At 48.4% G+C, this 26,634-nt stretch carries 26 protein-coding genes; 18 read left to right on the top strand and 8 right to left on the bottom strand.

Annotated elements, in window-relative coordinates:
* Nucleotides 1–9: 9 nt before the first annotated feature.
* From ACXAD6_RS16470 to ACXAD6_RS16445, 6 genes are all read left to right on the top strand, one after another.
* Nucleotides 10–1,203 (top strand): bifunctional 3,4-dihydroxy-2-butanone-4-phosphate synthase/GTP cyclohydrolase II, encoded by a 1,194-nt coding sequence (locus tag ACXAD6_RS16470; protein ID WP_474969809.1) that lies wholly within the window; start codon nucleotides 10–12, stop codon nucleotides 1,201–1,203.
* 14 nt (nucleotides 1,204–1,217) lie between these two features.
* Nucleotides 1,218–1,685 carry a 6,7-dimethyl-8-ribityllumazine synthase gene (gene ribH, locus ACXAD6_RS16465; protein WP_027953321.1) on the top strand — a complete coding sequence of 156 codons (468 nt, stop codon included), beginning with the start codon at nucleotides 1,218–1,220 and terminating at the stop codon, nucleotides 1,683–1,685.
* Between the two features lie 768 nt (nucleotides 1,686–2,453).
* Nucleotides 2,454–3,878, top strand: coding sequence for a cryptochrome/photolyase family protein (locus ACXAD6_RS16460; protein WP_474969808.1), 1,425 nt, complete (start codon nucleotides 2,454–2,456; stop codon nucleotides 3,876–3,878).
* Nucleotides 3,879–3,892: 14 nt separating this feature from the next.
* Complete coding sequence (locus ACXAD6_RS16455) at nucleotides 3,893–5,152, top strand: aminopeptidase (protein ID WP_474969807.1); 1,260 nt, start codon at nucleotides 3,893–3,895, stop codon at nucleotides 5,150–5,152.
* A 596-nt stretch (nucleotides 5,153–5,748) separates the two neighbouring features.
* Complete coding sequence (locus ACXAD6_RS16450; RefSeq protein ID WP_474969806.1) at nucleotides 5,749–6,765, top strand: acyltransferase family protein; 1,017 nt, start codon at nucleotides 5,749–5,751, stop codon at nucleotides 6,763–6,765.
* Between the two features lie 78 nt (nucleotides 6,766–6,843).
* A complete protein-coding gene (locus ACXAD6_RS16445) occupies nucleotides 6,844–7,506 on the top strand; it encodes a type 1 glutamine amidotransferase domain-containing protein (protein WP_474969805.1) in 663 nt (220 codons plus the stop codon).
* 31 nt (nucleotides 7,507–7,537) lie between these two features.
* Here ACXAD6_RS16445 and ACXAD6_RS16440 read toward each other — a convergent pair whose 3' ends face one another.
* The gene (locus ACXAD6_RS16440; RefSeq protein WP_474969804.1) at nucleotides 7,538–8,887 is read right to left on the bottom strand and encodes a YjiH family protein; all 1,350 of its coding nucleotides are present in this window, start codon (nucleotides 8,885–8,887) and stop codon (nucleotides 7,538–7,540) included.
* Nucleotides 8,888–9,080: 193 nt separating this feature from the next.
* On the opposite strand from ACXAD6_RS16440, the gene ACXAD6_RS16435 reads away from it, so the two are divergent.
* Nucleotides 9,081–10,049 (top strand): YbgA family protein, encoded by a 969-nt coding sequence (locus tag ACXAD6_RS16435; protein WP_474969803.1) that lies wholly within the window; start codon nucleotides 9,081–9,083, stop codon nucleotides 10,047–10,049.
* Between the two features lie 3 nt (nucleotides 10,050–10,052).
* Here the strand turns inward: ACXAD6_RS16435 and ACXAD6_RS16430 are convergent, their stop codons facing one another.
* Complete coding sequence (locus ACXAD6_RS16430; RefSeq protein WP_474969802.1) at nucleotides 10,053–10,916, bottom strand: fructosamine kinase family protein; 864 nt, start codon at nucleotides 10,914–10,916, stop codon at nucleotides 10,053–10,055.
* Between the two features lie 17 nt (nucleotides 10,917–10,933).
* The gene (locus ACXAD6_RS16425) at nucleotides 10,934–11,842 is read right to left on the bottom strand and encodes a GNAT family N-acetyltransferase (RefSeq protein ID WP_474969801.1); all 909 of its coding nucleotides are present in this window, start codon (nucleotides 11,840–11,842) and stop codon (nucleotides 10,934–10,936) included.
* A 172-nt stretch (nucleotides 11,843–12,014) separates the two neighbouring features.
* Here ACXAD6_RS16425 and ACXAD6_RS16420 point away from each other — a divergent pair, with 172 nt between their 5' ends.
* The 6 genes from ACXAD6_RS16420 (at nucleotide 12,015) to ACXAD6_RS16395 (ending at nucleotide 16,994) form a co-directional block, all read left to right on the top strand.
* Nucleotides 12,015–13,679 carry an ABC1 kinase family protein gene (locus ACXAD6_RS16420; RefSeq protein ID WP_474969800.1) on the top strand — a complete coding sequence of 555 codons (1,665 nt, stop codon included), beginning with the start codon at nucleotides 12,015–12,017 and terminating at the stop codon, nucleotides 13,677–13,679.
* Entirely contained in the window at nucleotides 13,676–13,984 is a 309-nt protein-coding gene (locus tag ACXAD6_RS16415; protein WP_474969799.1) for a phasin family protein, read from the top strand. Before ACXAD6_RS16420 ends, ACXAD6_RS16415 begins: the two co-directional genes overlap by 4 nt.
* Nucleotides 13,962–14,243, top strand: a complete 282-nt coding sequence (locus tag ACXAD6_RS16410; protein WP_474969798.1) for a hypothetical protein — start codon at nucleotides 13,962–13,964, stop codon at nucleotides 14,241–14,243. Before ACXAD6_RS16415 ends, ACXAD6_RS16410 begins: the two co-directional genes overlap by 23 nt.
* A 173-nt stretch (nucleotides 14,244–14,416) precedes the next feature.
* The gene (locus ACXAD6_RS16405; RefSeq protein ID WP_474969797.1) at nucleotides 14,417–15,754 is read left to right on the top strand and encodes a sodium-dependent transporter; all 1,338 of its coding nucleotides are present in this window, start codon (nucleotides 14,417–14,419) and stop codon (nucleotides 15,752–15,754) included.
* Between the two features lie 559 nt (nucleotides 15,755–16,313).
* The gene (locus tag ACXAD6_RS16400; protein ID WP_474969796.1) at nucleotides 16,314–16,610 is read left to right on the top strand and encodes a DUF5327 family protein; all 297 of its coding nucleotides are present in this window, start codon (nucleotides 16,314–16,316) and stop codon (nucleotides 16,608–16,610) included.
* 15 nt (nucleotides 16,611–16,625) lie between these two features.
* On the top strand, nucleotides 16,626–16,994 hold the full coding sequence (locus ACXAD6_RS16395) for a DUF423 domain-containing protein (RefSeq protein WP_224869219.1): 369 nt from the start codon (nucleotides 16,626–16,628) through the stop codon (nucleotides 16,992–16,994).
* 3 nt (nucleotides 16,995–16,997) lie between these two features.
* Here ACXAD6_RS16395 and ACXAD6_RS16390 read toward each other — a convergent pair whose 3' ends face one another.
* From ACXAD6_RS16390 to hemQ, 4 genes are all read right to left on the bottom strand, one after another.
* Nucleotides 16,998–17,267: a hypothetical protein gene (locus ACXAD6_RS16390; protein ID WP_474969795.1), complete on the bottom strand. Its 270-nt coding sequence runs from the start codon at nucleotides 17,265–17,267 to the stop codon at nucleotides 16,998–17,000.
* A gap of 36 nt (nucleotides 17,268–17,303) precedes the next feature.
* A complete protein-coding gene (gerQ, locus tag ACXAD6_RS16385; RefSeq protein WP_474969794.1) occupies nucleotides 17,304–17,807 on the bottom strand; it encodes a spore coat protein GerQ in 504 nt (167 codons plus the stop codon).
* 22 nt (nucleotides 17,808–17,829) lie between these two features.
* Nucleotides 17,830–18,252 carry a cell wall hydrolase gene (locus ACXAD6_RS16380; RefSeq protein WP_027954676.1) on the bottom strand — a complete coding sequence of 141 codons (423 nt, stop codon included), beginning with the start codon at nucleotides 18,250–18,252 and terminating at the stop codon, nucleotides 17,830–17,832.
* A 211-nt stretch (nucleotides 18,253–18,463) separates the two neighbouring features.
* On the bottom strand, nucleotides 18,464–19,201 hold the full coding sequence (hemQ, locus tag ACXAD6_RS16375) for a hydrogen peroxide-dependent heme synthase (RefSeq protein WP_474969793.1): 738 nt from the start codon (nucleotides 19,199–19,201) through the stop codon (nucleotides 18,464–18,466).
* A 257-nt stretch (nucleotides 19,202–19,458) separates the two neighbouring features.
* On the opposite strand from hemQ, the gene pta reads away from it, so the two are divergent.
* From pta to ACXAD6_RS16355, 4 genes are all read left to right on the top strand, one after another.
* The gene (gene pta / locus ACXAD6_RS16370) at nucleotides 19,459–20,430 is read left to right on the top strand and encodes a phosphate acetyltransferase (RefSeq protein ID WP_474969792.1); all 972 of its coding nucleotides are present in this window, start codon (nucleotides 19,459–19,461) and stop codon (nucleotides 20,428–20,430) included.
* A 184-nt stretch (nucleotides 20,431–20,614) separates the two neighbouring features.
* Nucleotides 20,615–21,724: a Fe(3+) ABC transporter substrate-binding protein gene (locus ACXAD6_RS16365; protein WP_474969791.1), complete on the top strand. Its 1,110-nt coding sequence runs from the start codon at nucleotides 20,615–20,617 to the stop codon at nucleotides 21,722–21,724.
* Nucleotides 21,725–21,879: 155 nt separating this feature from the next.
* Nucleotides 21,880–23,520: an ABC transporter permease gene (locus ACXAD6_RS16360; RefSeq protein WP_474969790.1), complete on the top strand. Its 1,641-nt coding sequence runs from the start codon at nucleotides 21,880–21,882 to the stop codon at nucleotides 23,518–23,520.
* A gap of 1 nt (nucleotide 23,521) precedes the next feature.
* Nucleotides 23,522–24,238 (top strand): ABC transporter ATP-binding protein, encoded by a 717-nt coding sequence (locus ACXAD6_RS16355; protein ID WP_474969789.1) that lies wholly within the window; start codon nucleotides 23,522–23,524, stop codon nucleotides 24,236–24,238.
* A gap of 20 nt (nucleotides 24,239–24,258) precedes the next feature.
* On the opposite strand, the gene lipL is transcribed toward ACXAD6_RS16355, so the two are convergent.
* Nucleotides 24,259–25,101 (bottom strand): octanoyl-[GcvH]:protein N-octanoyltransferase, encoded by an 843-nt coding sequence (gene lipL, locus ACXAD6_RS16350; protein ID WP_474969788.1) that lies wholly within the window; start codon nucleotides 25,099–25,101, stop codon nucleotides 24,259–24,261.
* 231 nt (nucleotides 25,102–25,332) lie between these two features.
* On the opposite strand from lipL, the gene ACXAD6_RS16345 reads away from it, so the two are divergent.
* Nucleotides 25,333–26,628: an HD domain-containing protein gene (locus ACXAD6_RS16345; RefSeq protein ID WP_027954683.1), complete on the top strand. Its 1,296-nt coding sequence runs from the start codon at nucleotides 25,333–25,335 to the stop codon at nucleotides 26,626–26,628.
* Nucleotides 26,629–26,634: the final 6 nt, after the last annotated feature.

Raw genomic sequence — 26,634 nt, 5'->3', positions numbered from 1 at the left:
GGAAAGCATATGTTTGATTCGGTTGAAAAAGCGATTGATGTATTGAAGCAGGGAAAGCTTGTCATCGTTTGTGATGACGAGGACAGGGAAAATGAAGGGGACTTTATTGGAATCGCGGAGCATGCTTCCACGGAGATGATCAATTTTATGATCAAGCATGGGCGTGGGCTGGTTTGTGCCCCGATTACGAATGAAACAGCTGGAGCGCTCGAGCTGATGCCTATGGTCAATGACAATTCAGACCCTAATCAGACAGCGTTTACGGTCAGTGTGGATCATAAAGAGACAACAACTGGAATTTCAGCGGACGAACGGGCCCTGACCATCAGGGAAATGCTGAACCCGGAAAGTAAAGCTTCCGATTTCCAGCGGCCCGGTCATATTTTCCCGTTGATTGCCAAGGAAGGCGGTGTCCTGCGCAGAGCGGGTCATACGGAAGCGGCTGTCGACCTGGCACGTCTTGCGGGAGCCCGGCCGGCAGGTGTCATCTGTGAAATCATTAAAGATGATGGAACGATGGCCCGTGTGCCTGACCTGAAAGAAATGGCCGAGGCGTTTGACATTCCGATGATCACCATTGCGGATTTGATTTCATACCGCCATGAGCAGGAAAACCATGTGACCCGGGAAATCGAGGTGCAGATGCCTACAGAATACGGCGAATTCCGAGCGGTAGGCTTCAAGAATGATATCGATTTTAAAGATCACATCGCTCTTGTAAAAGGAGACATCAATCCGGAGGAGCCGACCCTTGTGCGGGTACACTCCGAATGTCTGACAGGGGATGTCTTCGGCTCCTACCGCTGTGACTGCGGTCCTCAGCTGCACAACGCTTTACGGCAGATTTCCGAAAATGGCAGCGGTGTTCTGCTGTACATGAAACAGGAAGGCCGCGGGATCGGGTTAATGAATAAATTGAAAGCCTATAAGCTTCAGGAAGAAGGCTATGACACGGTGGAAGCGAATGAGAAACTCGGCTTCGGGCCTGATTTAAGAGATTACGGTGTCGGTGCTCAAATCCTGAAGGACCTGGGCATTACAAAACTTCGTCTGCTGACGAATAACCCGAAGAAAATTTCCGGACTTGGTGGTTTTGGTCTTGAGGTTGTAGAGAGGGTGGCTATTCAGATGCCTTCCCGCAAAGAAAATGAAAGCTACTTGAAAACGAAACAGTCTAAAATGGGGCACTTATTCCACTACTAGAAAGGAAGAGACTTATGGTTAAAACATTTGAAGGTAATCTTGTAGGAACAGGACTGAAAATCGGTATTGTAACAGGAAGGTTCAACGACTTTATTACGAGTAAGCTGTATGAAGGAGCCGTAGATGCGCTGAAGCGTCACGGCGTCGATCTGAACGATGTAGAGGCTGCTTATGTGCCTGGAGCTTTTGAAATTCCACTGGCCGCTCAGAAGATGGCGGAAACCGGGAAGTACGATGCGGTTATCACCCTGGGAGCTGTCATCCGCGGCTCCACGCCGCATTTCGACTATGTTTGCGGCGAAGCAGCTAAAGGGGTTTCTCAGGCTTCCCAGAAGACTGGTATTCCAGTGATCTTTGGCGTCATTACCACAGACACCATTGAACAGGCCATCGAGCGTGCAGGTACGAAGGCCGGTAACAAAGGCTGGGAGGCAGCCACAGCAGCCATTGAAATGGCGACACTGATGAACGCGTTCAAATAAAAGAACCTATTTGGAAAAGTACGGTTTTACAGAGGTGGTATGTGCGGTCATGTTCCGCTTATCGGTGGATGCCTGCCGTGGGCCCGGTTTCAGCTGACCTGGGTTCGGTCCCGTAGGCCCCACCACCGAACACTTCTCGTAACTTCGCCAAAATAGTACAAAAAGAGGGGTTCTGCTAAGCAGAACCCCTCTTTTGGCTGTAGAAAAAGCCTGTGTTAACCAGTTAGAGTTTTCCATTTGTCGTGGGAAGGGTCACTTTCCGCTTATCGGTGGATGAATGATGCGGGCACGCCTTCAGTTGACTTGGTCAGAAAGGCCGCCTGCCCAAGTGGATCTTCGGCCCGTGCTGTTCCCGCAGGCATCAACACCGAACGCTCCTTGTGCCGACGTTAGAATATGAAGGAGAGAGATTGTGCATTACGCAGGTACGCAGATTCATAAGAAAGGCATGGGCTGCGCTATTGCCGCTTGCGTGGAAAAGAGGAAGGGAAAGAACAGGTGCTGATGACGGCTGCCTGCCGGAAGATTTTCCTCCATCCAGCAAGAGTGAGCGGGGTGAAGGAGAGTCTTTGTCGATGTTAAAGAACCCCCAAGGAGCAGTGCCCCTTCCACTCCTGCGGAAGAACGAGTGGTCCGAGACCGCCGAGCTCGGGCGCTCGTCCGCGGAAAGGGAAGGGGCTCTGGTTTTTCGTGGAGCCTGTCCCCCCGGTTGGACAGGGTTTAAGTGAAGTAGGAAAAAGGAAGGATAAAGGGAAAGGGGGAACGGTGATGACAACAAGAGCCGTCTGGTTTAGAAGAGATTTACGGTTGAATGATCATACAGCACTTGCAAAAGCTGTTGAACATACAAAAGATGAGGACAGCCTCGTTTTGTTTTTTCATATTCACCCGGATTTGAACAAGTCATTCACAATGAGGCATGATTACTATTTTCAAACCCTTCAGGACTTCGTTTCACGTGCCGGGGATATGGGTGCGCCTGTCCATGTTATTGAAGGAGAAACCGAAGAGTCCTTTCAGACATTTGTAAAGGAACTGGATGTGGACATGGTCTACTTCAACCGGGATGAAACAGGATTTGGTAAGAAGCGGGATGATCATATGGTGGAGTATCTGGACTCGATTGATGTGGAAGTCTACCATTACATGGATCACCACCTGCACGGGGCGGAGGAAATCAAAAAACAGGATGGCGGCCATTATAAAGTATTCTCCCCATACTTAAAGAAGTGGAAGCAGCAGCAGAAACCCGGTATTCAACGGGTGAACCACGATAAACTGAAAAATGCGGCCGTGGATAAACGTTCTTCCTTTAAAGAAGGAGAAAAAGCGTACCAGTCGCTGATGGAAAAAATAGAAGCTGATTTTCCCGGGACAGGGGAAGAAGCTGCCGGTGAAAGGTTCAGCCTGTTTCTTGATGGAGCCATCTATGATTATGATGAGGAGCGGGATTTCCCGGCCGTTGATGGGACAAGTCTGATGTCCAGGTATCTGCGTACTGGTGCGGTTTCCGTCCGGACGCTGTATCATAGAATTCAGGACGAAGTAAACTTCAAAAAGGATACATCCGGAGTGGAAACCTATATTTCCGAGCTTGCGTGGCGCGATTTTTACAACATGATCTATTACTATTATCCTGAATCAGACGATAAAGAGCTTGTTGAAAAATACAGAGGTATTCCGTGGAATAATGATGAGGATCTTCTGGAAAAATGGAAGCAGGGGCAGACTGGTTTTCCGTTGATTGATGCAGCGATGAGACAGCTGAATGAAACCGGCTGGATGCATAACCGGCTCCGTATGGCTGTGGCCTCTTTTTTGACGAAGGATCTGCTGATGGATTGGCGCGAAGGAGAACGGTACTTTGCTGAGAGGCTGGTGGACTATGACCCTGCCTCGAATATCGGTGGCTGGCAGTGGGCGGCTTCCACCGGTACAGATCCTGTTCCTTATTTCCGCGTATTTAATCCAGTCAGGCAGTCCGAGCGCTTCGATCCTCACGGCCGTTTCATTAAGGAATGGGTGCCGGAGCTTGAAAATGTGGAGAAGAAGTATATCCATGATCCTTCGAAGATGCCGGAGAACGAACAGGAAAAGGCTGGATGCATGATCGGTGAAGACTATCCTGAGCCTGTGGTGGACCATAAAAAGATGCGAAAGCGGGCGATTGAAGTTTTTAAAGACAAAACATAAAAAGAGGGGTAACCATGACAATAAAGCGAAATGATTTAGAGAAGTATGCAGATCTGGCTTTGAAAAACGGAGTGAACCTGCAGCACAGGCAGGGGCTGATCATCAACGCCCCCATTGAAGCTGCCGATTTCGTCCGGATCGTAACCGCAAAGGCCTACGGGATGGGGGCGAAAAACGTTCATGTCGAATGGAACGACGAAATGCTCAGTTATATGAAAATGAAGCATGCACCGATGGACGTCCTTAAGGATTTCCCTAAATGGAAAGCGGAAGGTCTTGAAGAAATGGTGGCGGACGGGTATGGGCTGTTAACCATTTACGGTCCGGACCCGGATTTAATGAAGAATGTAGATCAGGAACGGGTGGCTGCGGCCACGAAAGCGAGTGGCGAGGCTCTTTCCGGATACCGGGACTATTTAATGAATGATAAGACGACCTGGTCCATTGTTGCCTATCCGCAGAAAGCATGGGCGCAGAAAGTGTTTCCGGATGCTTCTCCGGAAGAGGCACAGGAACAGCTGTGGAAGGAGATCTTCAGAATCACACGGGTGGACAAGGACGATCCGGTTCAGGCGTGGGAGGAGCATAATGAAGCTCTTCGGCAGGCGAGGGAATATTTGAACCAAAAGCAGTATAAAAAACTCCATTATTCCGGGCCAGGGACAAAGCTGACCATTGAGCTCGTTTCGAATCACATCTGGCATGGAGGAGCGGCGGAATCAGAAAAAGGAAGCACGTTCAACCCCAACATTCCGACCGAAGAAGTCTTTACTATGCCTCATAAGTACGGTGTGAATGGGAAGGTCTCCAGCACAAAGCCGTTGAGTTACGCGGGGAACTTGATTGAGAACTTCACCTTAACATTCAAGGATGGAAAAGTGGTGGATTACGCCGCGGAATCCGGGGAGGATACACTAAAGCATCTGGTTGAATCGGATGACGGCTCAGCCAGACTTGGAGAAGTCGCCCTCGTACCGCACGCTTCCCCGGTTTCCCAATCCGGTCACATCTTTTTCAACACGTTATATGATGAAAATGCTTCCTGTCACTTAGCTTTAGGAAAAGCATATCCCACCAACATAAAAGGCGGATCCTCCTTTAATAAGGAGCAGATGGAATCACACGGCGTCAATGATAGTCTCGTCCATGAAGACTTCATGATGGGGTCGGATGAATTGAACATCGACGGAGAAACGAAGGAAGGTCTGTATGAACCTATTTTCCGTAAAGGTATGTGGGCCGTGGATTTTGAGGAAAGCGAAGAGACACCCTGATCCAGGGTGTCTTTTTGGCTTTAGAAAAAGCCTGTGTAAACCAGTTAGAGTTTACATTTGTCGTGGGAAGGGTCACTTTCCGCTTATCGGTGGATAAATGCCGCGGGCACGGCCTCCGCTGATTTGGTCAGGAAGGTCGACTGCCCAAGTGGATCTTCGGCCCGTACTGTTTCCGCAGGCATCAACACCGATAAGCTCCTTGTGCCAACGTTAGAATATAGAGGAGAGAGGTTGTGCACTAAGCAGGTTCGCATATTCAAAAGAACGGCATGGGCTGCCTGCCGGAATATGAAAAAGCCTCTCCTCCATCCAGCAGGGATGAGCTGGGTGAAGGAGAGGCTTTTTCGATGTTATAGAACTCCCAAGGAGCGGTGCCCCTTTCGCTCCTGGCGGTAAGAAAGAAAAAGAGGTTTCTCTACAAGCTGAAAGACACCTTGATCCATGGTGTCTTTGTTCGTGGAAAGATGACATTGTATCTTCTGAATTACATTATCATTACAGACGATTTAAATCTTCAAAAACCTGTCTACAATAAGGATAGATTGTGGTACATATGAAGTAGAATAGATTATCTTGAATCGAAGAAGGGTGATCCCATGAAGCGTGATGCTTTTTTTGATAATGCCAAAGTAGTCCTTATCTTTCTCGTCGTTTTCGGTCATATGATCCAGCCGTTTACCGATGGTTCCAAACCGATGTACACCCTTTATACGTGGATTTATACCTTTCACATGCCGGCGTTCATTTTCCTTGCCGGGTTCTTTGCCAAAGGATCGGGGGAGAAGGATTACTTGATCCAGCTGGCTAAAAAGTTGATTCTGCCATACTTGATTTTTCAGCTCGTCTATACCGGGTATTACTTCTTCATCGGGAAAGGTGAAGGGTTTGACGGGATTTTTTATCCGCACTGGTCGTTATGGTTCTTGTTCAGTTTGTTCTGCTGGCACATTCTGTTGTACTGGTTTAAGAAAATTCCGCCGATGCTCGGTGTCGCCATCGCTGTTCAGATCGGTGTGCTCGTCGGATATTTCACAGATATCGGCCACCATTTCAGTCTATCCCGCACATTCGTTTTCTTCCCGTTTTTCCTTGCCGGGTACTGGCTGACGAAGGAGCATGTGCATAAGTGGAGAACACGCCGTGTCCGGGAAATCAGTATGGTCATTATGGCTGCAGCCGCAGGTGTGATTGCTGTCCTCCCTGAAATCAACTCCGGCTGGCTGCTCGGTTCGAAATCCTATGAGGTTCTCGGCAGTCCGGAAATGGGAGGACTGTTCCGACTGGCGGTATACGCTCTCGCGGGGATCATGGTTGTCAGTGTCCTTTCATGGATTCCGAATACAGAATATAAAATCACGTACCTTGGCGGAAAGACCTTGTACGTTTATCTGCTGCACGGCTTTTTCATCCAGTTCTTCCGGCAGGCCGACTTGTTCAAAGTGGATAACCTGTTTGATGTCATCGGGCTTGCGATCATCTCTGCCGCTATTGTCTACTTGTTATCGAGCAGCTTGATCCGCACGCTGACACAGCCGTTCATTGAGGGGCGTATCCAGCTCATCAAACGTTGGTGGCAGCGGACCTTTGACAAAGATTCCACGCTTCAATCATAAATAAATCCGCCTTTCCTGGTGGATGGAATAGAGCCTCCTTGTGAATAATACGTAAGAGATTCGCAAGGAGGTTTTTGTATGTCTAAAAAAATCTTGATGATTGTCACGAATGCTGATCACATGGATGGACATGAAACGGGGCTCTGGCTGTCTGAGTTTGTCGAACCGTCCGTGGAGTTCGGGGAAGCCGGTTATGAGGTGACCGCCGCAAGCCCGCGGGGAGGGCGCCCGCCGATTGATGAAAACAGTTACAGCAACCAGCTTCCTGATGTATGGGACGGGGTGATGGAGCCGATCAGCCGGACGGTGGCACTCGCAGAAGTGGATCCGACGTCGTATGACGCTGTCTTTTTATGCGGCGGGCACGGAACCATGGTCGATTTTCCTGAAAATGAACAGTTGGAAGAGCTTCTCCGTCACTTTCTTACCGAAGGAAAAGTCATGGCTTCCGTCTGTCACGGCCCCGCCGGATTCATTGGTGTCACGGATCACAATAAGCAGTCTCTTGTAAGTGGGAAAAAGCTGACAGGCTTTTCGAATGAAGAGGAAACGAAGGTTGGTCTTGAGGGACGTGTCCCGTTTTCACTGGAAGATCGTTTAATCGAAGAAGGGGCGGAATTCAGCAAAGGAAAGCCGGATGAAAGTCACGTCGTCGTTGATTTTCCCTTTGTGACCGGTCAGAATCCTTCGTCCAGTCTGGAAACCGCGCAAAAAGTGCTGGAACAATTAAAAGACCGCTGAGCCAAAGGCCCGGCGGTCTTTCTTTATGCATTCAGAACAATAGATGTGCCATCAGTGTAATGACTGGAAGGGTTATGATCGTACGCTCAAGGAAGATGATGAACAGGTCCTTCAGGTTAACCGGAACCTTGGAACCGAGCAGAAGACCACCGACTTCCGACATGTAAATCAACTGGGTTACAGAAAGAGCGGCAATAATGAACCGTGTCATTTCACTCTCGATAGAAGCTCCGATGATTGCAGGCAGGAACATGTCCGCAAACCCTACAAGAATGGTTTCAGAGGCTTCCGCAGCATAGGGCACCTGCATGAGTTCAAGAAGTGGAATGAACGGCATACCGATCCACGTGAAGAAAGGGGTGAATTCCGCAATGATTAGAGCAATCGTCCCGAGGGCCATGACAATCGGAGCAACCCCCATCCACATATCAAGGATATTCTGGGCGCCCTGCTTCATAAAGGCTCCGGGACCTATCGATTTGCTGCCGCGCTCAACCGCTTGGGCATATCCGTAGGTAAACACATTGTGGCCTTCGGGAATATCTTCATTCTGTTCTCCTGCTTCATCGGTTACATAGGTATCAGGCTTTCTGGACAGCGGCGGAATCCGCGGCATGATCAATGCTGCAACAAATCCGGCGAGCGCTACAGTTAGATAAAACGGCACGAACATATGGCCGAGCCCGACTTCCTGTATGACGACAAGACTGAAGGTAATGGAGACGATGGAGAAGGTGGTTCCGATTACGGCTGCTTCTCTTTTCGTGTAGTACCCTTCTTCATACTGCTTACTCGTCAAAAGGACTCCGATCGTTCCGTCCCCGAGCCAGGAAGCAAGGGAGTCAATAGACGAGCGTCCCGGCAGTTTGAAGAGCGGACGCATAATTTTCGTAAGGATGACTCCGAACAATTCCAACAGGCCGTAGTTCAACAGCAGGGGAAGGAACAGCCCTGCAAATAAAAAGACGGCGAACAGGACATGCAGCAGGGAATCCAGCAGCAGTCCGCCTGTATTTTCGGAAATGACCGCCTCCGGTCCAATCTGGAAGTAGACCATGATGGCGAAAATCATACCGAGAACACGGGTAACGACCCATACCGCGGGTACATTAAATAATGAATGGAAAAACGGAGATTTGGAACCATCCGATCTCAGCAGTTTAGCGGCAACAGTGGCAAGCGCTGTTATCGTAATAATGATGGTCATGATGAGAGACAGGGAGCCGGCCAGTCGTTCCTCGACCTCTCCTGCCAAAACGGCGATTGGAATGGTGACGGCTCCGTCATCACCACTGATAGGGAACATAAATAAGAAAATACCGATGAGGGACGGTATGATAAAACGCAGATGCGAAGAAGGTTTAAAATCTTTCGCTTTCATCCAAAATCTCTCCTGACTAATCTGTTTTATTTATAAACATCTCAGAATAAATATACAACATTATTTATTCTATTACGATTACTGCCAAAAACCAATAGGAAATTTGTAGAGAATCACAGACCCCGGGGTTTATCACAAAAGGACAACGGGGAACCTTTTGTATACATTGGAAACTGGAAATGGGGGAAAGGGAATGCAGTCATATGCGAAGCCTAGAGTCGTCGTAAGCCGGTGCCTTGAATTTGCAGAGGTGCGGTATAACGGAGCGGTCATACCAGATAAAGCAGTCGAACGAATGAAAGCGCATGTAGAATTTATTCCTGTCTGCCCGGAAGTGGAAATCGGACTGGGTGTACCAAGAGATGTCATCCGTCTCGTGGATGATGAGGAAAAACGTCTCGTTCAACCGAAAACGGGGGAAGATCTTACTGATAAAATGACTGGTTTTTCCAATACTTTTCTTGATCATCTTGATGATGTTGATGGATTTCTTTTGAAGAACCGTTCTCCGACCTGTGGGATGCATGATGTGAAGGTGTATCAGAGTGCGGAGAATTCCCAGGTGATCGGAAAGACATCCGGGGTGTTTGCCGCAGAGGTACTCAAGCGTCACAGCGGGCTGGCTGTGGAGGAGGAAGGGCGGTTGAAAAACTTCACCCTGCGCCATCATTTTTTGACGAAACTTTTCACCCTGGCCTCCTTCCGGGAGATGAAGAAGGAAAGAAAGATGAAGGAGCTGCAGCAGTTTCATGCCCGGCATAAATATCTGTTTATGGCCTACCACCCGGGCCTGTTGAAGAAAATGGGGCAGACGACAGCCAACCATGACCATCGTGGAATCGGTGAGGTGCTTGAAACGTACGAAAATCTGCTTCATGAGCTGATGCGGGAGCCTGCGAAAACAAGCGCCCACGTCAACGTCTGTCAGCACATTGCCGGGTATTTTAAGAAGCAGCTGACGAGCGGAGAAAAACAAAGTTTTGCTGATCTTCTTCATCAATATAAAGAAGAAAAAATCCCCTTAAGTGCTGTTCTCAGTGTATTGAGTTCCTGGACCGCCCGTTTTCAAAGCGGGTATTTGAAGCAGCAGAGTTATTTCCAGCCCTACCCGGTCGATCTGGTGGAAATATCCGACTCAGGGAAGGGCCGGGCCTATTCCTGATGATCATTCTGCATAATGCTTAAGAATGCGGTCCACAGCCGGACCATAGCTTTCCCCGAACATGTTGAGATGGGCAAGCAGGTAAAAGAGCTGATACAGAGGTTTGATTTCCTCGTAATGTTCAGGCAGAGGGAGGACCTCTTGATAATGATTGTAAAAATCAGCTGGGAAGCCGCCGAAGACTTCTGTAAAGGCTAGTTCAAAAGCGTGATCCCCATAAAGAATGGAAGGGTCAATCAAAACCGGCTGTCCGTGCTCATCCATCATGTAATTGCCGCCCCATAGATCACCGTGGAGCAGGGAGGCTTCGGGATGAGCGGGGAGGTATTGGTCCAGTCTGTTCATCAATGCTTCCATCCGCTTTCTTCGTTTGTTCGTTATCCGTTTTTTGGAGATCCCAATATCAAGCTGTGCGCCCAGGCGGCACGTACGGTAATAGTCCACCCAGGAAGGGGCCCACGTATTTGGCTGATCGAGCTGTCCGACAAACGTCGGAGCCCCGTATCCATACGAATCCCTTGTGTGCTTGTGCATATGAGCAAGCTGACGGCCGAGGGCTGCATGATCGTTCCGGCTCCCGGGTTCAATCCATTCCATCACAAGCGCGGCAGGCTCCCTGTTTTCAGGCATGTCGTAATGATAGACGTTCGGGACACGGATGGTCTTTGTCTGTTGAATCGTCTGCAGCCCCTCGGCTTCCGCCTGGAAAAAGTGGGAGGGGACACCGGCGTTCGTCTTTATAAAGTACGCCTGTCTTTCGGTCTGTACGTAAAATGCTTGGTTGATGTCACCACCACTGACGGCGGTCTGCTTCTGTATCCGGCTTTCATCTCCAATGGTGCTCAATGTTTTTTCGATGATATCCATCAAAGGTCTCCTTTCCATTAATGAAGCGGAGCAGGTGGGGTCGGTGTGAAAATCTTCTGGTACGCATGTATTTCGTTCAGCTCCTGAAAACCGATGGCTTTGTATAACTGTTCAGCCTGAGGATTCAAGGAGCGGACAGATAGGGTGACCGCCTGCAGTTCGAGGGCGTAAAACGCATATTGCAGGGCATGTTCCATCAACTCTGTGCCGATGCCGGTGTTTTGATAGGAAGGATGAACATTCACAAAGCAGATTTCACCCTCTTCCCCTTCCGCGTTCGTTTCAAAGTAGAGGTACCCGGCGAGCTCTCCCTCCTTCTCATATCCCCATAGATCGTTCCCCTGCTGTCGTGAAAGGTAAAACATTTCTTCTGTCGTATAATAAGCCGCATCTGGATGCAGCTTGTCCAATCTTTCTTTATCCTGTTCCTGCAGCCGGAAGATTGACGGGGTCTTTGTGGACTCCGCAGCCTTGTAATGGGCTTGGAAGAGGACCAGTGTTTTTTCAACGTTATACAGTTCGAACGCATGGGTTTCAGCGAAAGCTTTCAACTCTTCGTTCGCCCCGTAGCAGGCTACTTTAACCGCATCAAAATGAAGCTGGGCAGTCAGAGAAGCTTTGTCCCATAAGCGTTCAATGACGTCGGATTCCTCTTTTACCGCAAAAGGCCCGAGGATCCGGCAGAATTTCTGCTCGAAAAAAGGGACCATGCCTAAAAATCCTACGATTTCGGAACCTTCCCAAGCGACATAAGCTAAAGGCTCTGTGAACTGGGTTAACGTCCAGATCTGCTCGAAGATTTCATTTTTCTCAGAAGCCATCCAGGCCACATAATGGCGGTCCTGGCCATTCATCTGATACAGCCACTCGGCTGCCGTATGTAATTCCCTGACTTCCAGCTCGCGAATCTGAATCATGGCACTCATCCTTTCGTTATACATGAATTTTCACACAATAGTAGAGAAAAGTGCAAGCGCTGCCTTTCTGCGGGGCGGCTGTAAGTAGCTGAAGTCTGTGCGGGATTGTCGATTGACAGGGTTGACCTGTGGATTTGCGGGGAAAAGTAAGATACAGAAGTATGGAAAGGAGGCGGGACGCATGCATCAGCGGTTGAAATACATAGCCATTTACCGGATCACAGTTATTGTCTGGATGTCTGTCCGTTTTCTGCTCCGCATTTTCTGGTTCGAAAAGAGACACCGGATCTGGGATGAGCAGACGAAAAGGAAATGGGAGATGATGCTGGCAGATATGGCGGAAGAGTATCGGAGGAAGGCGGTCGCCCTCGGCGGGCTGCTGATAAAGTTCGGACAATTTCTCAGCTCCCGTGGGGATCTTCTTCCGCCGTCCTTCATTAAAGAACTGGAGGGACTTGTCGACCGTGTGAAGCCCGTCCCGTTTTCCTATTCCAGAGCAACGATTGAAGAAGACTGGAACGCCTCACTGGATGATCACCTGAATTCCATTGATGAAAAAGCGGTGGCCTCTGCATCCATTGGAGAAGTGTACAAAGCGTACCTGAAGGATGGGACGCCGGTGGCGGTTAAAGTGCAGCGCTACAGAGTCCGTGATACATTCCGGATGGACTTCAAGGCTTTGAAAATTGTATTCTGGCTCGTCAACCGGTTCACCGTTTATGGAAAAAAAGCGGATCTCCAGGCCCTTTATACGGAAGTCGTCCGGGTCATCAGCAACGAACTTGATTTTACGATGGAGCTGGAGAACGGACGGGCGTTTCAAAAGCGGTTCCGTGATTTTCAGGATGTAAGGGTGCCGCATTATTACGAAGACCTATCGACCAGACGCGTGCTCGTCATGGAGTGGGTGGAGGGGCACAAAATTACGGATGTCTCCTTTATGGACAGGCAGGGGATCGACCGGAGCCGTATTGCCTATATTTTGTTTGAACTGTGTATCGAACAATTTTTATATGCCGGGATGTTCCACTCTGATCCACACCCGGGCAACTTGATGATTAAAGAAGACGGTACAGTGGTCATTCTCGATTTCGGAATGGTCGGGGAAATCCGGAAAGAGGATGCCGATTCCATACGTAAAATGATTCAAGGGTTCATTCTGGACGACTACGACAGAGTAATTGAAGCCTTGCAGGAAATGAATTTCCTTCTGCCGGAAGCGGATACGGAAAAAGTGAAGAAACTGTTGAAGCAGACGACAGACATGTACCTGGAAGGGAACTTTGACAAGCTGGATGCACATATGATGAATGACATGCTGGAGGATCTGCAGCAGTTTGTCAAAGAACAGCCGATTCAGCTGCCTGCTGACTATGCGTTTCTTGGACGTGCGGCATCCATTGTCGTAGGTGTCCTGAGCACAATCTATCCTCAAGTGGATCTGATTGCCTGGGGACGGCCGGTCATTAAGGAGTGGGTATCCGGGAAGGATTCCACTTCATCCCTTTACACGGACGTGTTGAAGGAGACAGCGAGGCCGCTGCTCTCCCTCCCGCGGGCTTTGGTCGAATATTTGGAGGACGGGGACAAGGAAAGAGAGTGGAAAACGACTCAGCAGAAAAATCAGTTGTTCCACCAATATTATTTATTTATGACACTGCTTTCGTTTATCATCATGCTGATCGGAACCGCTGCTTTCTTTTATACAGGCGTTATTGAAGTCCTTCCCAGCTGGTGGATCGGTGGGGTCATCTTCGGGACTGGTGCAGCCGGATTTATTTTCAGCTCCATCAATCACGTGCATATGCTGCGGAAGCTTACTCATAATAGGAGGAATCGAACATGAATGACTTATTGAAAAAAGGGTTTCATTTAGGTCTTGGAGCCGCAGTCAGTGGAAAACAAAAGTTCGAGAAGCTTGTGAATGACATGGTCAGGCGCGGAGAGATCAGTCCTTCGCAGGCGAAGAGCATGGTGAATGAGCGGATGCAGGCGTGGATGGCCAAAGGTCAAACAAAGGATCAGCAGTGGAATGAACAGGTGAAGGCGAAATTCCAGGACCAAATGAACGAACTTGGCTTCGTTTCCCGTGAGGAATACGAGAGACTGGAAGCACGGATCCAGCGTCTTGAAAAAGAACGTGGGTACTAAAATAACAGCCCTGCTTCATGAGAGTGAAGCAGGGCTGTTTTATGTATGTCCGGGCCGGCCGGATATGCTATGCTTTTACCACATCATGGTAGAAAGGAAGGGTTTCTTTGAAGAAGATCAACTGTTTTCGGTGCCGGCACTTTCGCACGACATGGAACCCCGCTTTTCCGAGAGCCTGCAGTGCCTACGATTTCAAATCGAAGGAAATGCCCTCTCAGGTGGTGCTGCATTCCTCTGGCTCATCCTGTATGAAATTTGAAGAAAAACATCAGGAAAACGCTTCTCGTGTCCAAGCGAAGCATACAAAGATCGATTTCAGGCTGTAAATTTTATGAAATTTCTGATTTTATATTATCTTTTCCCGAATCTATGATATTATGATGAATATTTATCAGAACATCATAGAAAGAGATGGAGAGGAGTTGAGGAAGAATGGTAAGAGAAAAGTGGGGGACGAAGCTTGGGTTTATGCTGGCGGCCATGGGTTCGGCCGTGGGCCTCGGGAACATTTGGAGGTTCTCCTTTGTAGCGGGAAATAATGGTGGAGGAGCCTTTCTGCTGTTGTACCTGGCCTTTGTCATTTTACTGGGGGTCCCGCTGCTGCTTGCTGAGGTGAGTATCGGTAGAAAAGCAGAGAGTGATGTTGTCGGTTCCTTTAAAAAGCTGGCACCAAATACACCATGGTATTTGACGGGATTTTTCGGCATTGCCAGTTCCTTTTTAATTTTGAGCTTTTACGCCGTCGTAGCCGGCTGGGCGATCTTTTATTTCTGGAATTATTTAAATGGATCTTATTTTACATCTCCGGAGGTCGGTTACGAAGGGGCATTCGGTCAGTTTATCAGTCATTCCTGGCATCCGATTGCCTGGACAGCCTTATTTATGATTCTTACGATTGTTATTGTTTTGAGCGGGGTGAAAAAAGGCATTGAGGCAGCCAACAAGATCTTTATGCCGCTGCTTGCCCTCATTCTCATTGGACTCGCTTTCTTCAGCTTGTCCCTGGATGGGGCGTCTGAAGGGGTGAAGTTCTTATTTCAGCCGGACTGGACCGCTCTAAGTGATCCGTCCATTTACATCGCCGCCCTCGGGCAGGCGTTCTTCTCTCTCAGTCTTGGTATGGGAGCGATGCTCACGTACGGAAGCTATTTAAGAAAAGAAAACAAACTGCCGAGTGCAGCCCTCGGCATTGGGATTATGGATACTTTCTTTGCAGTGATTTCAGGGCTCGTCATTTTCCCGGCGGTTTTTGCCTTCGGGATCGATCCAAGTTCAGGTCCGCCGCTCGTATTCATTACACTGCCGAGTATTTTTGAACAGATGCCGATGGGGGGAATCGTAGGGCTTGTCTTCTTCTTTGCCTTGATTCTTGCTTCTCTGTCTTCTTCGGTTTCTATACTGGAAGTGCCGACGGCCTATTTCATGAGAATTCTCGGATGGACACGGTTTGCTACAAGTGTTGTCATGGGAGCGGTCATGTTTGTCATGGGAATCGGGGTTTCTCTCGGTTTCGGAATCTGGTCAGGCGTCACCCCGATCGGTGACTTGAACATTCTGGATTCCATGGATTACATTGCATCCAACATTCTTCTGCCGCTGGGCGGTCTTTCCATGGCCCTTCTGATCGGATGGTATTTCTCTAAATCAGAAGCTCTGGAAGCTACAGACTTCACAGGATCCGGTATCGGGCAGATCTGGTACTACCTCGTGAAGTTCGTCGCACCGGTCATGATCCTCCTTATTTTCCTAAACAAATTAGGGGTTATTTGATCATCCTGACTAGAAACTGTTCTTACGTTGTGTTTCCGGTCACGTTCCGCTTATCGGTGGATGCTTGCCGCGGGCACGGCCTCAGCTGACTTGGGCAAGAAGATCACTTGACCAAGTGGATCTTCGGCTCGCGCTGTTCCCGCAGGCGTCACCACCGAACGCTTCTCGTGACCGAACCAAGTCATGTGCAAAAAAAGAGGACTGCCTTTTGTTTAACAAAAGGCAGTCCTCTTTTATATACCGTCATGATGTGCGGGAGACCTTTCTTCATACAGCTATTCGGGCTAGGCGCGGACACCCTTTATCCATGGCTGTTCATCAACGTCTTTTTCTTGAGAAGGACTTAGATTCACAGAAGCAGCATCCCCCTTAATCGAGTTCGGGTGGGAAAGGTTTTGAGGACGAGCGTATACATCTTTATGCATTTTAGTAAGAGAGGTTTGTATAGAAACGTTTTGGAACTTTGTTTGAACATTGGAAAGGGGATGGGACAGGAGGGGAAGAGACGTGTTAAACTACGACAGAGTCCCATTTTTATGTAAGTAAAGGAGTTTATAAAATGGCAGTAACCAACCATAGTGTTCTAAAAAGAATGGCCAATGAAATACAGGAAGCGATGCTTCAGCATGGAAATGAGCCGAAAGTAAGGGAGCATGTCCGTTCTGTGAAGCTTCTGGCGGAACTTCTGTTGGAGGAAGAGGACCGGGGAGGTCGTCCGGAACCTTCGGTGAATGAACCGACCGCAGAAGAAATAAGGAAAATGATGGGGGCGGACAAGGCACCTGTGAAACAGTCCCAGCCTGATACGGCCGTCGATCATGAAGAGGCCAACGGGCCGTCTATATTTGACTTCTAGGAAGGAAGGATCGATATGAAATTTTTACTGATCGCCGCAGTTATCAATGGTTTTTTGTCTGTAGCTCTGGGAGCATTCGGAGCTCATGGTCTGGAAGGGAAAGTATCGGAAAAAGGATTGGATCAGTGGGGCAAAGCCGTGGATTATCAAATGTTCCATACGATGGCTTTGTTTGGTACAGCATTATTGATGGGCAGAATCCAGGCTGGAATGATGACAGGCGCCGGCTGGTTCTTTTTGATCGGCATTCTCCTGTTCTCCGGCAGTCTCTATATCTATGCCGTTACAGAAATCAAGACGTTTGCCATGATTACGCCGCTCGGTGGTTTATCATTCCTGATTGGCTGGATTCTGCTTGGGTATGCCATCATTAAGCACCTGTAATCGTCAGAAATAAAGAATGGTTGCAAACACAAAAACGATAAAGGCACGCAGCAGCTGGATGATCATTTCGATCTGCAGCTGCTTTTTCATGGCTACAAGTCCTTCTAATACAAAACCGGCTGTCAGCACGTAGAATAAAAGAAGAACGAGCCACTGATGTTCCAGTTGAAACAAGGCCAGGACTGCCAGGACGACCGCAAGAAGGAGGGTTCCCAGCAAGGCCCGCTGGTAGTTCTCATAAGGAGGTCTCATCCGCTCACCTTTTCCTTTCATAGTGAAAAACCCGCTATCGAAATAGCGAGTTCAGGCTTAAGGGCGGGACTGGTAGTTGGCCATCCCCTGATTGGATCCGGAGCCGTATGGGTAGTTGTAGTTAATTTCCTCATCAAAGGTAATGTAGTCGAGGTAGACCATCAGCAGTAGATAACGTTTTCCAGTCTGTGGATCACTTAGAATGATGTGATCCCTGCCGGCGGCTTCAATGACTCCTTTGAAGATTTTTGCATTCCACTGGTCGTTGTTTTCAAAGGTCATGTACACTGTTGCCGGTTTGCCGGCATTGAGCCTGAGAATATTTTCAATATAGGATTCCTCAGAAGGAAGCATGTTCGGCGGATTCACTCCACCTTTGAACGTTCCCTGCTGCATAGGCGGAACCTGGAGACCGCCTCCTTGTTGTCCTTGAGGCATCCCCTGGTTGGAATAGGGGGCGCTGGGATACTGGTACATATAAGGGCTCTGACCATAATAAGGGGAGGACATCTGCCCGTACATCGGCTGTCCCTGGCCTCCGGATTGTGGTTTTTGTGCCAATTGAATCACTCCTTACAGGAATTTAATACACACTTGGACAGTCGGACCGGGTCGGAGAGTAGAAACAGTGCGATTTATAGCGGCCTGTATTCCACTGTCCGAACCATTGTTCAGGGCAGTCGCCGGAAGGCTTGAAAAACCAGAGGGAGTTGGAGGCAGGGTGGTAGCGCGTCCCTTTGATTGTTTTCCTGGCCAGGCGGATATCCTTTTCGCGCGCCCTCTGGTAAAAATAACCTTTCTGGGTGGCTTCAAATCCTCCTGGACTTTGATAGACCATATCGCGGATCGTGTTGATATCCGTGAAATCAATACAATCTCCGCGCACGCGGTTCACTCCTGTGTTCCCAACCATCAGCATCCCCAGCTCTCCGTCACCCTCGGCTTCCGCCCGCATCAGCCGTGCCAGTAACTTCACGTCAGCCTCAGTGGAAGGAATAACAGCCACGCTGTCACCTCGCTTTACGAAAGGCATGCTTGCATGCTCTTTATCACTATATGTACGGACCCTCCCTGGATATGAAAAAAATAAACCCTGGTGCATTCATCGAACCTTAACACATCCGAAAAATCCGCTTCATAAAAAAGAGGTACAATAAATGGGGATATCATGGGAAATAAAAAAACTGCCCGGGTTTCCCCGGACAGTTTCTTGGATCTTAGATTTTCAGGAATTGATCAACAGCTTCCGGCTTCAGAAGGTTTCCGATATAGAAAGAGCCGAAGTCGCCGTAGCGTGATGTGACTTCATCGAACCTCATCTCGTACACGAGTTTCTTGAATTGAAGGACATCGTGAGCGAACAAGGTGACGCCCCATTCCCAGTCATCAAAACCGATGGAACCGGTGATGATCTGGCGGATTTTTCCGGCATACTGCCGGCCGGTCATGCCGTGAGCATACATCAGCTTCGCACGCTCGTCTTTTTCAAGAACGTACCAGTTGTCGTTTCCTTGTCTGCGCTTATCCATTGGATAGAAGCAGATGTGGTTCCACTTCGGAAGCTTCGGACGAAGGCGGGCCTGGATTTCAGGATCCTCTTCATTGGCGCTTCCCATATAATTGGAGAGCTCGACAACAGAAACGTAGGAATAGGCCGGAGTGGTGAATTCAGCCAGTTTCGTTTTGTTGAAGGCTGTTTCAATTTCGTTTAATTCTTCCATCGTCGGGCGGAGAATCATCATCATGAAATCAGCTTTCTGACCGACGATTGTGTAGAGGGCATGGCTGCCTTCCTTGTTTTCTTCCGTGTGTTCCCATTGTCCGATCAGCTCACGGAATTCGGAGACGGCCTGTCCGCGCTCCTCCTCGGAGGCGTACTTCCAGGCTGTCCAGTCCAATGTGCGGAAATCATGAAGGCAATACCATCCATCCATCGTTACTACTGCTTCTGGCATAGGATCATTCGCTCCTTTGTATAGCAAGTCGTTAGTTAAAAAAATCACATTCCCAATATAACATATTTTGATCATTCGGCATTACGAAGGGCACCGATATCCTGTGACAATTAAATGAAGGAATGATGGATGACGTTTCCGGGTACAGATAAATGGGATAGAACCGTAGGGAAGGAGAAAATTTGAAGGGAATTCCTTTCATTTATACACAAAAGACTTTATCATATATAACAGAAATGAAAATTGGAGGGTTAAGCATGAGTAACCTATTTGATACTATGAAAGCTAAAATTGATGGAAAAGGTACGAAAATCGTACTTCCGGAAGCGATGGACGAGCGTATTCTGACAGCTGCCGGCCAATTAACTGCGGATGGTATGGTGACACCTGTACTAGTCGGAGATAAAGAAAAAGTAGAACAGAAAGCGAAAGAACTGGGTGTGGACATTTCCGGCGCTGAAGTGTTGAACCCGGCGGACTATCCTGAATATGATGACATGGTAGCAAGCTTCGTCGAACGCCGTAAAGGCAAGGCGACAGAGGAAAAAGCCCGTGAAATCCTTCAGGACGAAAACTACTTCGGTACAATGCTTGTTTATATGGGCAAAGCAGATGGTCTTGTCAGCGGTGCCGCTCATTCAACAGCGGATACGGTACGTCCAGCTCTTCAAATCATCAAAACGAAGCCGGGTATTAAGAAAACCTCCGGTGTTTTCGTCATGGTCCGTGAAGACGAGAAATATGTGTTTGCTGACTGTGCCATCAACATCAGCCCGGACAGCCAGGACCTTGCAGAAATTGCGCTGGCGAGTGCGGACACGGCTGCCTTATTCGATGTAGATCCAAAAGTAGCGATGCTCAGCTTCTCCACGAAAGGTTCTGCGAAATCCCCGGAAACGGAAAAAGTAGCTGAAGCACTGACGATTGCCAAAGAACAGAACCCTGATCTTGTCATCGACGGTGAATTCCAGTTCGACGCTGCTTTCGTTCCATCCGTAGCTGAGAAAAAAGCGCCGGATTCCCCGCTGAAAGGCGAAGCGAATACATTCGTATTCCCTAGTCTTGAAGCAGGTAACATCGGGTACAAAATTGCCCAGCGTCTTGGCGGTTTTGATGCGGTAGGTCCGGTTCTTCAAGGTCTGAACCAGCCGGTCAACGACCTTTCCCGCGGCTGCAGTGCAGATGATGTGTACAAGCTGGCCATTATTACAGCAGCTCAATCTCTATAATAGAATCGCAGAAAAGAGTGTCGGCCTGAAGGCCGGCAGTCTTTTTTTATAATGTTGGAGTAAAGCGTTTGCATTTGGAAATAGGAATAGGCTGAAAACGCTTGACTTTAGGCTGAATTCCATTAAAATAATAGCTGGAATGAAAATCATTATCATTTAAAATTTACATACAGGGGTGGACATGATGAGGAACAAATGGTTGATGTTAGGTTTAACGCTTCTTCTATCCGTATTCGTACTGGCTGCATGCGGAGGGGACGAACAGGAGGAAGGTACATCTTCTGATCAGGAAGCGGCAGACACAGAAGAAACAAGTGGAGAGAACGCTTCCGAGGAAACGGGTGGAGAAGTAAATCTTTACACCGGTCGTCATTACGATACAGATCAGGAGCTCTATGATACGTTTACAGAAGAAACGGGGATCGAGGTCAATGTCATTGAAGGGGATGATGACGAATTGATCGCCCGTCTTGATCGCGAGGGAGAGGCTTCTGAAGCCGACCTGCTGATCACCGCTGATGCCGGTCGTCTGCACCGTGCGAAATCGCAGGATCTGCTGCAGTCTTTGGAAAGTGACACGTTGAATGAAAACATCCCGGAGAAATTCCGTGATCCGGATAACAACTGGTTTGGTCTGACAAAACGTGCACGTGTCATTGCGTATCACAAAGAGCGTGTGGATGAAGAAACCCTTCAAACGTATATGGATTTAACAAACGAGGAGTTCCAGGACAAAGTCTTGATTCGTTCGTCCTCCAACATTTATAACCAGTCTCTTGTTGCTTCTATGATTGCCACAGATGGTGAAGATGCTGCCAAGGAATGGGCACAGGGAGTCGTAGATAACATGGCTCGTGATCCTCAAGGAGGAGATCGTGACCAGGCGAAAGCTGTCGCTGCCGGTGAAGGTGATGTGGCGGTTATGAACACGTACTACCTTGGAAAAATGCTGAACTCTGAAGATGAGGAAGAAGTGAAAGTGGCTGAACAGCTGGGAATCATCTTCCCGAACCAGGATTCTACAGGGACCCACGTGAACATCAGCGGTATTGGTGTGACAGCGAGCAGCCAGAACACTGAAAACGCTCAGAAATTCATTGAATTCCTGTCTGGAGAAGAAGCGCAGAAACAATTTGCTGAAGCGAATTACGAGTATCCGGTAAACCCTGATGTCGAAGCTTCTGAACTGCTTCAAAGCTGGGGTGAGTTCAAAGAGCAGGACATCTCTCTTAATGAACTTGGAGAAAACAACGATCGTGCCATTCAAATTATGAATGAAGTTGGCTGGAAATAAGCAAAAACCGCATCATGCCCGTCATGATGCGGTTTTTTTCTATACAAAACAGATGAGAACTGTTATCATTATTACGGACTCAACCTTGAATGAAGCAAGTCTTCAGGCTTTTTTCATTCAAGGCTGAGGGACTGGTAGAAAAGGACGTGTCCTCTTTGAATGTACGGCGAAGACTGCCTGCTTATAGAAATAGCTGGTCAATACTCAGTTTAATCATTGTCATCTTAATTCTCGTCCCCAACGTGACGATCTTATATAACTTCTTTACGAAAAAAGCAGAAAATTGGGAGCATATTACAGAATATATACTTCCGGATTTATTGAAAAACACATCCCTGCTTATCGTTTTCACCGGGCTGTTAACCATTATCATAGGCACAAGCCTCGCCTGGTTGATTTCTGCTTATGATTTCCCGTTGAAAAAGTTTTTTAAGTGGGCGCTTATCTTACCGCTCGCGATTCCTCCTTACATTGCCGGATACACGTACAATGGGATCTTGAATTACACAGGAGTGATCCAGACGACTTTGCGGAACACGTGGGGGATCGAAGTGGACCAGAAATACTTCGATATTCTGAATCTTCCGGGTGCTGTTTTTATTTTCACTCTTTTTCTATATCCGTACGTGTATACGATTACAAGAGCATTTCTCGCCAATCAGTCTGCATCTTTAATTGAAAATGCCCGGCTGCTTGGAGGATCGCCGCTGGAAGTGTTTTTCCGGGTGGTCCTGCCGATCTCCCGTGGAGCTGTCGTCGGGGGTGTCAGCCTTGTTCTCCTTGAGGTTCTGAATGATTACGGGGTGGTGCAGTACTTTGGTGTTCCTACATTCAGTACGGCCATCTTCCAAACATGGTTTGGTATGAATGACTTGAATTCAGCCATTAAATTATCAGCGACCCTGATGTTTATCGTCTTTTCTATTTTGATTTTGGAAAAATTGCTGCGCGGCCGGAAGAAATACGCGGCTACGACGGCAAAAGCCCGTCCGCTGCGTGCTGTTCAACTAAGCAGAGGACGTGGCTGGGCCGCCTTCAGTTATTGTCTGGCCATCTTCATGCTCGGGTTTCTTATCCCGTTGATCCAGCTTTTGGACTGGATGTTGTTAACCTTTGAAAAAGTAGCATCTCCTGAATTTTTAACGTTGATCTGGAATTCCCTGTTCGTATCCCTGGTTGGAGCGCTGTTGATTGTTCTTTTTGCTGTGATTATCGGCAACTTCGCCCGCACGCATCAGAGCCGGCTGTCGAAATCTGCAGCCAAAGTGACGATTCTCGGCTATTCCATTCCTGGAGCCGTCATTGCTGTCGGTATCAGCACGGTCTTTATTGAACTGGACAGTGGCCTCTCCCGTTTCTATGAATCCACAGGGATGGAAAGCCGGCTGTTTTTGAGCACAAGTTTAGTCATTCTGATTTCGTCCTATATCATTCGTTTTTTGGCGATTGGGTACAATTCCATCGAGTCCGGATTCGATAAAATCGGAAACAAGTATACGGAAGCCTCACGAATGCTTGGTATGAATATGACGAAGACCTTTTTCAAAGTGGATGTAAAAATGCTGCGGGCACCGCTGATCAGCGGGTTTCTACTTGCCTTTATTGAGATCATTAAAGAACTGCCGCTGACGTTGATTCTGCGTCCATTTAACTTCGGAACGCTTTCGACCAATGCTTTTAAATATGCCAGTGATGAGCAGATTCATGAAGCGGCGTTGTCTTCTCTCATCATAGTCGTCATTAGTGCAGCGGCTGTCTTTATTTTTCATCAGGTCTTAGAAAAGGAGTCGAATTGATATGTATGTTGAAATCAAAGATCTCTGTTTTGGGTATGCCAATTCCAAAGAACGAACCGTCCATGGCTTTAACCTGGATATTGAGCAGGGCGAAATCATTTCCATCCTGGGCGAGAGTGGCAGTGGGAAAAGTACCGTCCTCCGTCTCCTGTGCGGTTTGGAAATCCCTGAAAAAGGGACGATCCACATCGCAGGCCGTACGATGACAGATGATCGGACATTTGTAGCTCCTGAAAAAAGAGGCATCGGCATTGTCTTTCAGGATTATGCGCTGTTTCCGCATATGACGGTGTATGAGAATGTGAAGTTCGGGTTGAAAAAATGGAAGAGGAAGGACCGCAGCCGCAGAGTGCAGGAAGTGCTGGAGCTTGTGAACATGGGGGACTTTTCAAAACGGTACCCCCATGAACTGAGTGGAGGACAGCAGCAACGGATCGCTTTGGCCCGCTCTCTGGCACCCGCGCCGGAGCTGCTGTTGTTGGATGAACCATTCAGTAACCTTGATGCGGATCTGCAGGTAAAAATAAGAAATGAGCTCAAAGCCATCCTTAAGCAAACGGGTACGACCTGCATCTTTGTGACGCACGACCGGGAGGATTCCCGCGCCCTTGCCGATCGTATGGTTACGATGAGAGACGGGGCATCTTATGACTGGGACTCCTTATGTACGACACGTGAAGAAGAAAGTCAGAAGCCTGAGCTGGTTCGGCTGAAATAGGTAAAAAGCGCTCGACATCCTCAGCGGAGGTGGTCGAGCGCTTTTTCATTGCGTTTGACGATTTGATCGAACCGTTTCTGGAACCATTCGATTTCCGTGTCATTCAGTGGATCGGTCACAATGTGGCCGGAAAGTTCGTACAGCTTCGTCAAGATCCTGTCCCGGACATCCGCTACAGTAAGGGGGGTGTCGAGCAGTTCGTTAAGAGAAGCCATGACAGACGGATCGATATCCGGGTAGGTGAATCGTGTTTCTTCATTCTTTTTTCCGATTTCATAAAAGTTCTTCAACAGGGAGGCTCTTTCAGCTCCGCTCCCCGTGACGTCCAGATAGATCTGCACAGCGGAGCCGTTTTTTACCCGGCGTTGGGAAATGCCGGCAAATTTCTTCCCGTTGATGCTGAGGTCATAGGTGCCCGGACAGTAGGACCGCGTGATTTCATACGCTTCAATCTCATCGGTCACATCCTGGAACAGGTAGTGGATAAATGAAACCATCGCATCGTAGCCTTCATGGATGTTTACTTCCTTTGAGTCTGGGAAAATGAAGGAGAGGTTCATGACACCTTCATCCAACACGACGGCAAGGCCGCCGGAGTTACGGACGACAACCTGGTAGCCGCCGGCTTTCAAATATTCGATGGCTTCATCGATGTAGGGCAGACGGGCATCGGGAATCCCGAGGACGACGGTATGATGATGCACCCATAAGCGGGCCGTCGTCGGACTGATGCGCTCTCCGACGGAGATGGACAGAGTGTCGTCCATGGCGAACGACTGAAGAGCTGAAAACGAAGGTCCAAGACTGCTTTGATCGATGAAGCGGTAGGTATTGGTTTTTAATAAGGTATGGATTGTACTCATGCACATTCGAACTCCTTTACATACAGCACCATCTATTATAGCAAATATCGGTTGTTGCATGAATAAGTGAACCGTTGTAAAATCTCCGATGGGTTAAAAAAAGTCGTCGGTCAAAAGGGATAGGGACAGGGAAGAGACCTCACCCCTGTCATTTTTTGTCTGTCAAGACGTTTTTTTGTCGGATATAAAGGTATATAATAGTTAAAAATGTCGTCAGGAAAGGACAAGCGGATGGCTTATCGTGATGAGAAACTAAGTGAAGAAAAAGTATTTAAAGACCCGGTTCACCGTTATGTCCATGTACGGGAGCGGGTCATATGGGATTTGATCGGAACGTCTGAATTCCAGCGGCTGCGACGTGTGAAGCAGCTGGGAACTTCTTATTTGACGTTCCATGGAGCGGAGCACAGCCGCTTCAACCACTCGCTCGGTGTGTATGAAATCGTGAGACGGATCATTGAGAACTTCAAGGACCGGCCGCATTGGAATCAGGAGGAGCGGCTGCTTTGTCTTTGTGCGGCGCTTCTGCATGACCTCGGCCACGGCCCGTTTTCCCATTCCTTTGAGAAGGTGTACAAGCTGGATCATGAGGAATTCACCCAGGCCATTCTGCTTGGGGATACCGAGGTTAATCAGGTCCTCAGACGTGTGGAAAAAGGATTTCCGAAAAAGGTTGCCGATGTCATTAACAAAACGTATGAAAATAAGCTGGTCGTCAGTTTGATTTCCAGTCAGATTGACGCCGACCGGATGGATTACCTGCAGCGTGACGCTTACTTCACGGGGGTCAGCTATGGTCATTTCGATATGGAGCGGATTCTCAGAGTCATGCGTCCGATGGAAGATCAGGTCGTAGTGAAGGAAAGCGGCATGCATGCGGTGGAAGACTACATTATGAGCCGGTACCAGATGTACTGGCAGGTTTATTTCCACCCGGTCACCCGCAGTGCGGAAGTCATTTTGACAAAGATTCTGCACCGGGCAAAAGAGCTGTATGACGATGGCTATACATTCAAGCTGGAACCGGTCCATTTCCTTTCCTTTTTTGAAGGGAAACCGAGCTTGAAGGAGTATTTAGCTTTAGATGAAGCCGTTGTGCTTTACTATTTCCAGATGTGGATGGAAGAAGAGGACGATGTATTGAGTGATCTCTGCCAGCGGTTCGTGAACCGGCGGCTGTTCAAATACATCGAATTCAATCCGAATGCCCAGATGAATGAATGGATGGAGCTGTATAAGCTGTTCACCAAAGCGGGATTGAACCCGGATTATTACCTTGTCGTGGATTCCAGTTCCGACCTGCCTTATGATTTCTACCGCCCCGGCGAAGAGGGGGAGCGCCTGCCGATTCATCTGCTGCAGCCGAGCGGTGAATTGAAGGAGCTGTCCAGACTATCGGATATTGTCGAGTCGATTTCCGGGAAGAAACGGACGGATCATAAGCTGTATATTCCTCTCGACCGCCTTGAGGAAATGTCCAATCGAAGTAAAACGAAGAAGCGGATTATGGAAATATTGTTTGGATAAGGAGTG

The organism is Halobacillus sp. ABH2_015, from assembly GCF_056158945.1.
Note: the sequence above shows the minus strand (reverse complement) of the source record. Positions and strands in the feature narration are given on the sequence as shown.

What these genes read in the sequence shown, in the direction of transcription:
- ACXAD6_RS16420 (WP_474969800.1), top strand. Translation starts at nt 12,015, where the DNA reads ATGCATCAGCGGTTGAAATACATAGCCATTTACCGGATCACAGTTATT.
- hemQ (WP_474969793.1), bottom strand. Translation starts at nt 19,201, where the DNA reads ATGCCAGAAGCAGTAGTAACGATGGATGGATGGTATTGCCTTCATGAT.
- ACXAD6_RS16400 (WP_474969796.1), top strand. Translation starts at nt 16,314, where the DNA reads ATGGCAGTAACCAACCATAGTGTTCTAAAAAGAATGGCCAATGAAATA.
- ACXAD6_RS16415 (WP_474969799.1), top strand. Translation starts at nt 13,676, where the DNA reads ATGAATGACTTATTGAAAAAAGGGTTTCATTTAGGTCTTGGAGCCGCA.
- ACXAD6_RS16455 (WP_474969807.1), top strand. Translation starts at nt 3,893, where the DNA reads ATGACAATAAAGCGAAATGATTTAGAGAAGTATGCAGATCTGGCTTTG.
- ribH (WP_027953321.1), top strand. Translation starts at nt 1,218, where the DNA reads ATGGTTAAAACATTTGAAGGTAATCTTGTAGGAACAGGACTGAAAATC.
- ACXAD6_RS16395 (WP_224869219.1), top strand. Translation starts at nt 16,626, where the DNA reads ATGAAATTTTTACTGATCGCCGCAGTTATCAATGGTTTTTTGTCTGTA.
- ACXAD6_RS16345 (WP_027954683.1), top strand. Translation starts at nt 25,333, where the DNA reads ATGGCTTATCGTGATGAGAAACTAAGTGAAGAAAAAGTATTTAAAGAC.
- ACXAD6_RS16430 (WP_474969802.1), bottom strand. Translation starts at nt 10,916, where the DNA reads ATGGATATCATCGAAAAAACATTGAGCACCATTGGAGATGAAAGCCGG.
- ACXAD6_RS16365 (WP_474969791.1), top strand. Translation starts at nt 20,615, where the DNA reads ATGAGGAACAAATGGTTGATGTTAGGTTTAACGCTTCTTCTATCCGTA.
- ACXAD6_RS16440 (WP_474969804.1), bottom strand. Translation starts at nt 8,887, where the DNA reads ATGAAAGCGAAAGATTTTAAACCTTCTTCGCATCTGCGTTTTATCATA.
- ACXAD6_RS16445 (WP_474969805.1), top strand. Translation starts at nt 6,844, where the DNA reads ATGTCTAAAAAAATCTTGATGATTGTCACGAATGCTGATCACATGGAT.
- ACXAD6_RS16425 (WP_474969801.1), bottom strand. Translation starts at nt 11,842, where the DNA reads ATGAGTGCCATGATTCAGATTCGCGAGCTGGAAGTCAGGGAATTACAT.
- ACXAD6_RS16390 (WP_474969795.1), bottom strand. Translation starts at nt 17,267, where the DNA reads ATGAAAGGAAAAGGTGAGCGGATGAGACCTCCTTATGAGAACTACCAG.
- ACXAD6_RS16460 (WP_474969808.1), top strand. Translation starts at nt 2,454, where the DNA reads ATGACAACAAGAGCCGTCTGGTTTAGAAGAGATTTACGGTTGAATGAT.
- ACXAD6_RS16355 (WP_474969789.1), top strand. Translation starts at nt 23,522, where the DNA reads ATGTATGTTGAAATCAAAGATCTCTGTTTTGGGTATGCCAATTCCAAA.
- lipL (WP_474969788.1), bottom strand. Translation starts at nt 25,101, where the DNA reads ATGAGTACAATCCATACCTTATTAAAAACCAATACCTACCGCTTCATC.
- ACXAD6_RS16435 (WP_474969803.1), top strand. Translation starts at nt 9,081, where the DNA reads ATGCAGTCATATGCGAAGCCTAGAGTCGTCGTAAGCCGGTGCCTTGAA.
- pta (WP_474969792.1), top strand. Translation starts at nt 19,459, where the DNA reads ATGAGTAACCTATTTGATACTATGAAAGCTAAAATTGATGGAAAAGGT.
- ACXAD6_RS16450 (WP_474969806.1), top strand. Translation starts at nt 5,749, where the DNA reads ATGAAGCGTGATGCTTTTTTTGATAATGCCAAAGTAGTCCTTATCTTT.
- ACXAD6_RS16470 (WP_474969809.1), top strand. Translation starts at nt 10, where the DNA reads ATGTTTGATTCGGTTGAAAAAGCGATTGATGTATTGAAGCAGGGAAAG.
- ACXAD6_RS16405 (WP_474969797.1), top strand. Translation starts at nt 14,417, where the DNA reads ATGGTAAGAGAAAAGTGGGGGACGAAGCTTGGGTTTATGCTGGCGGCC.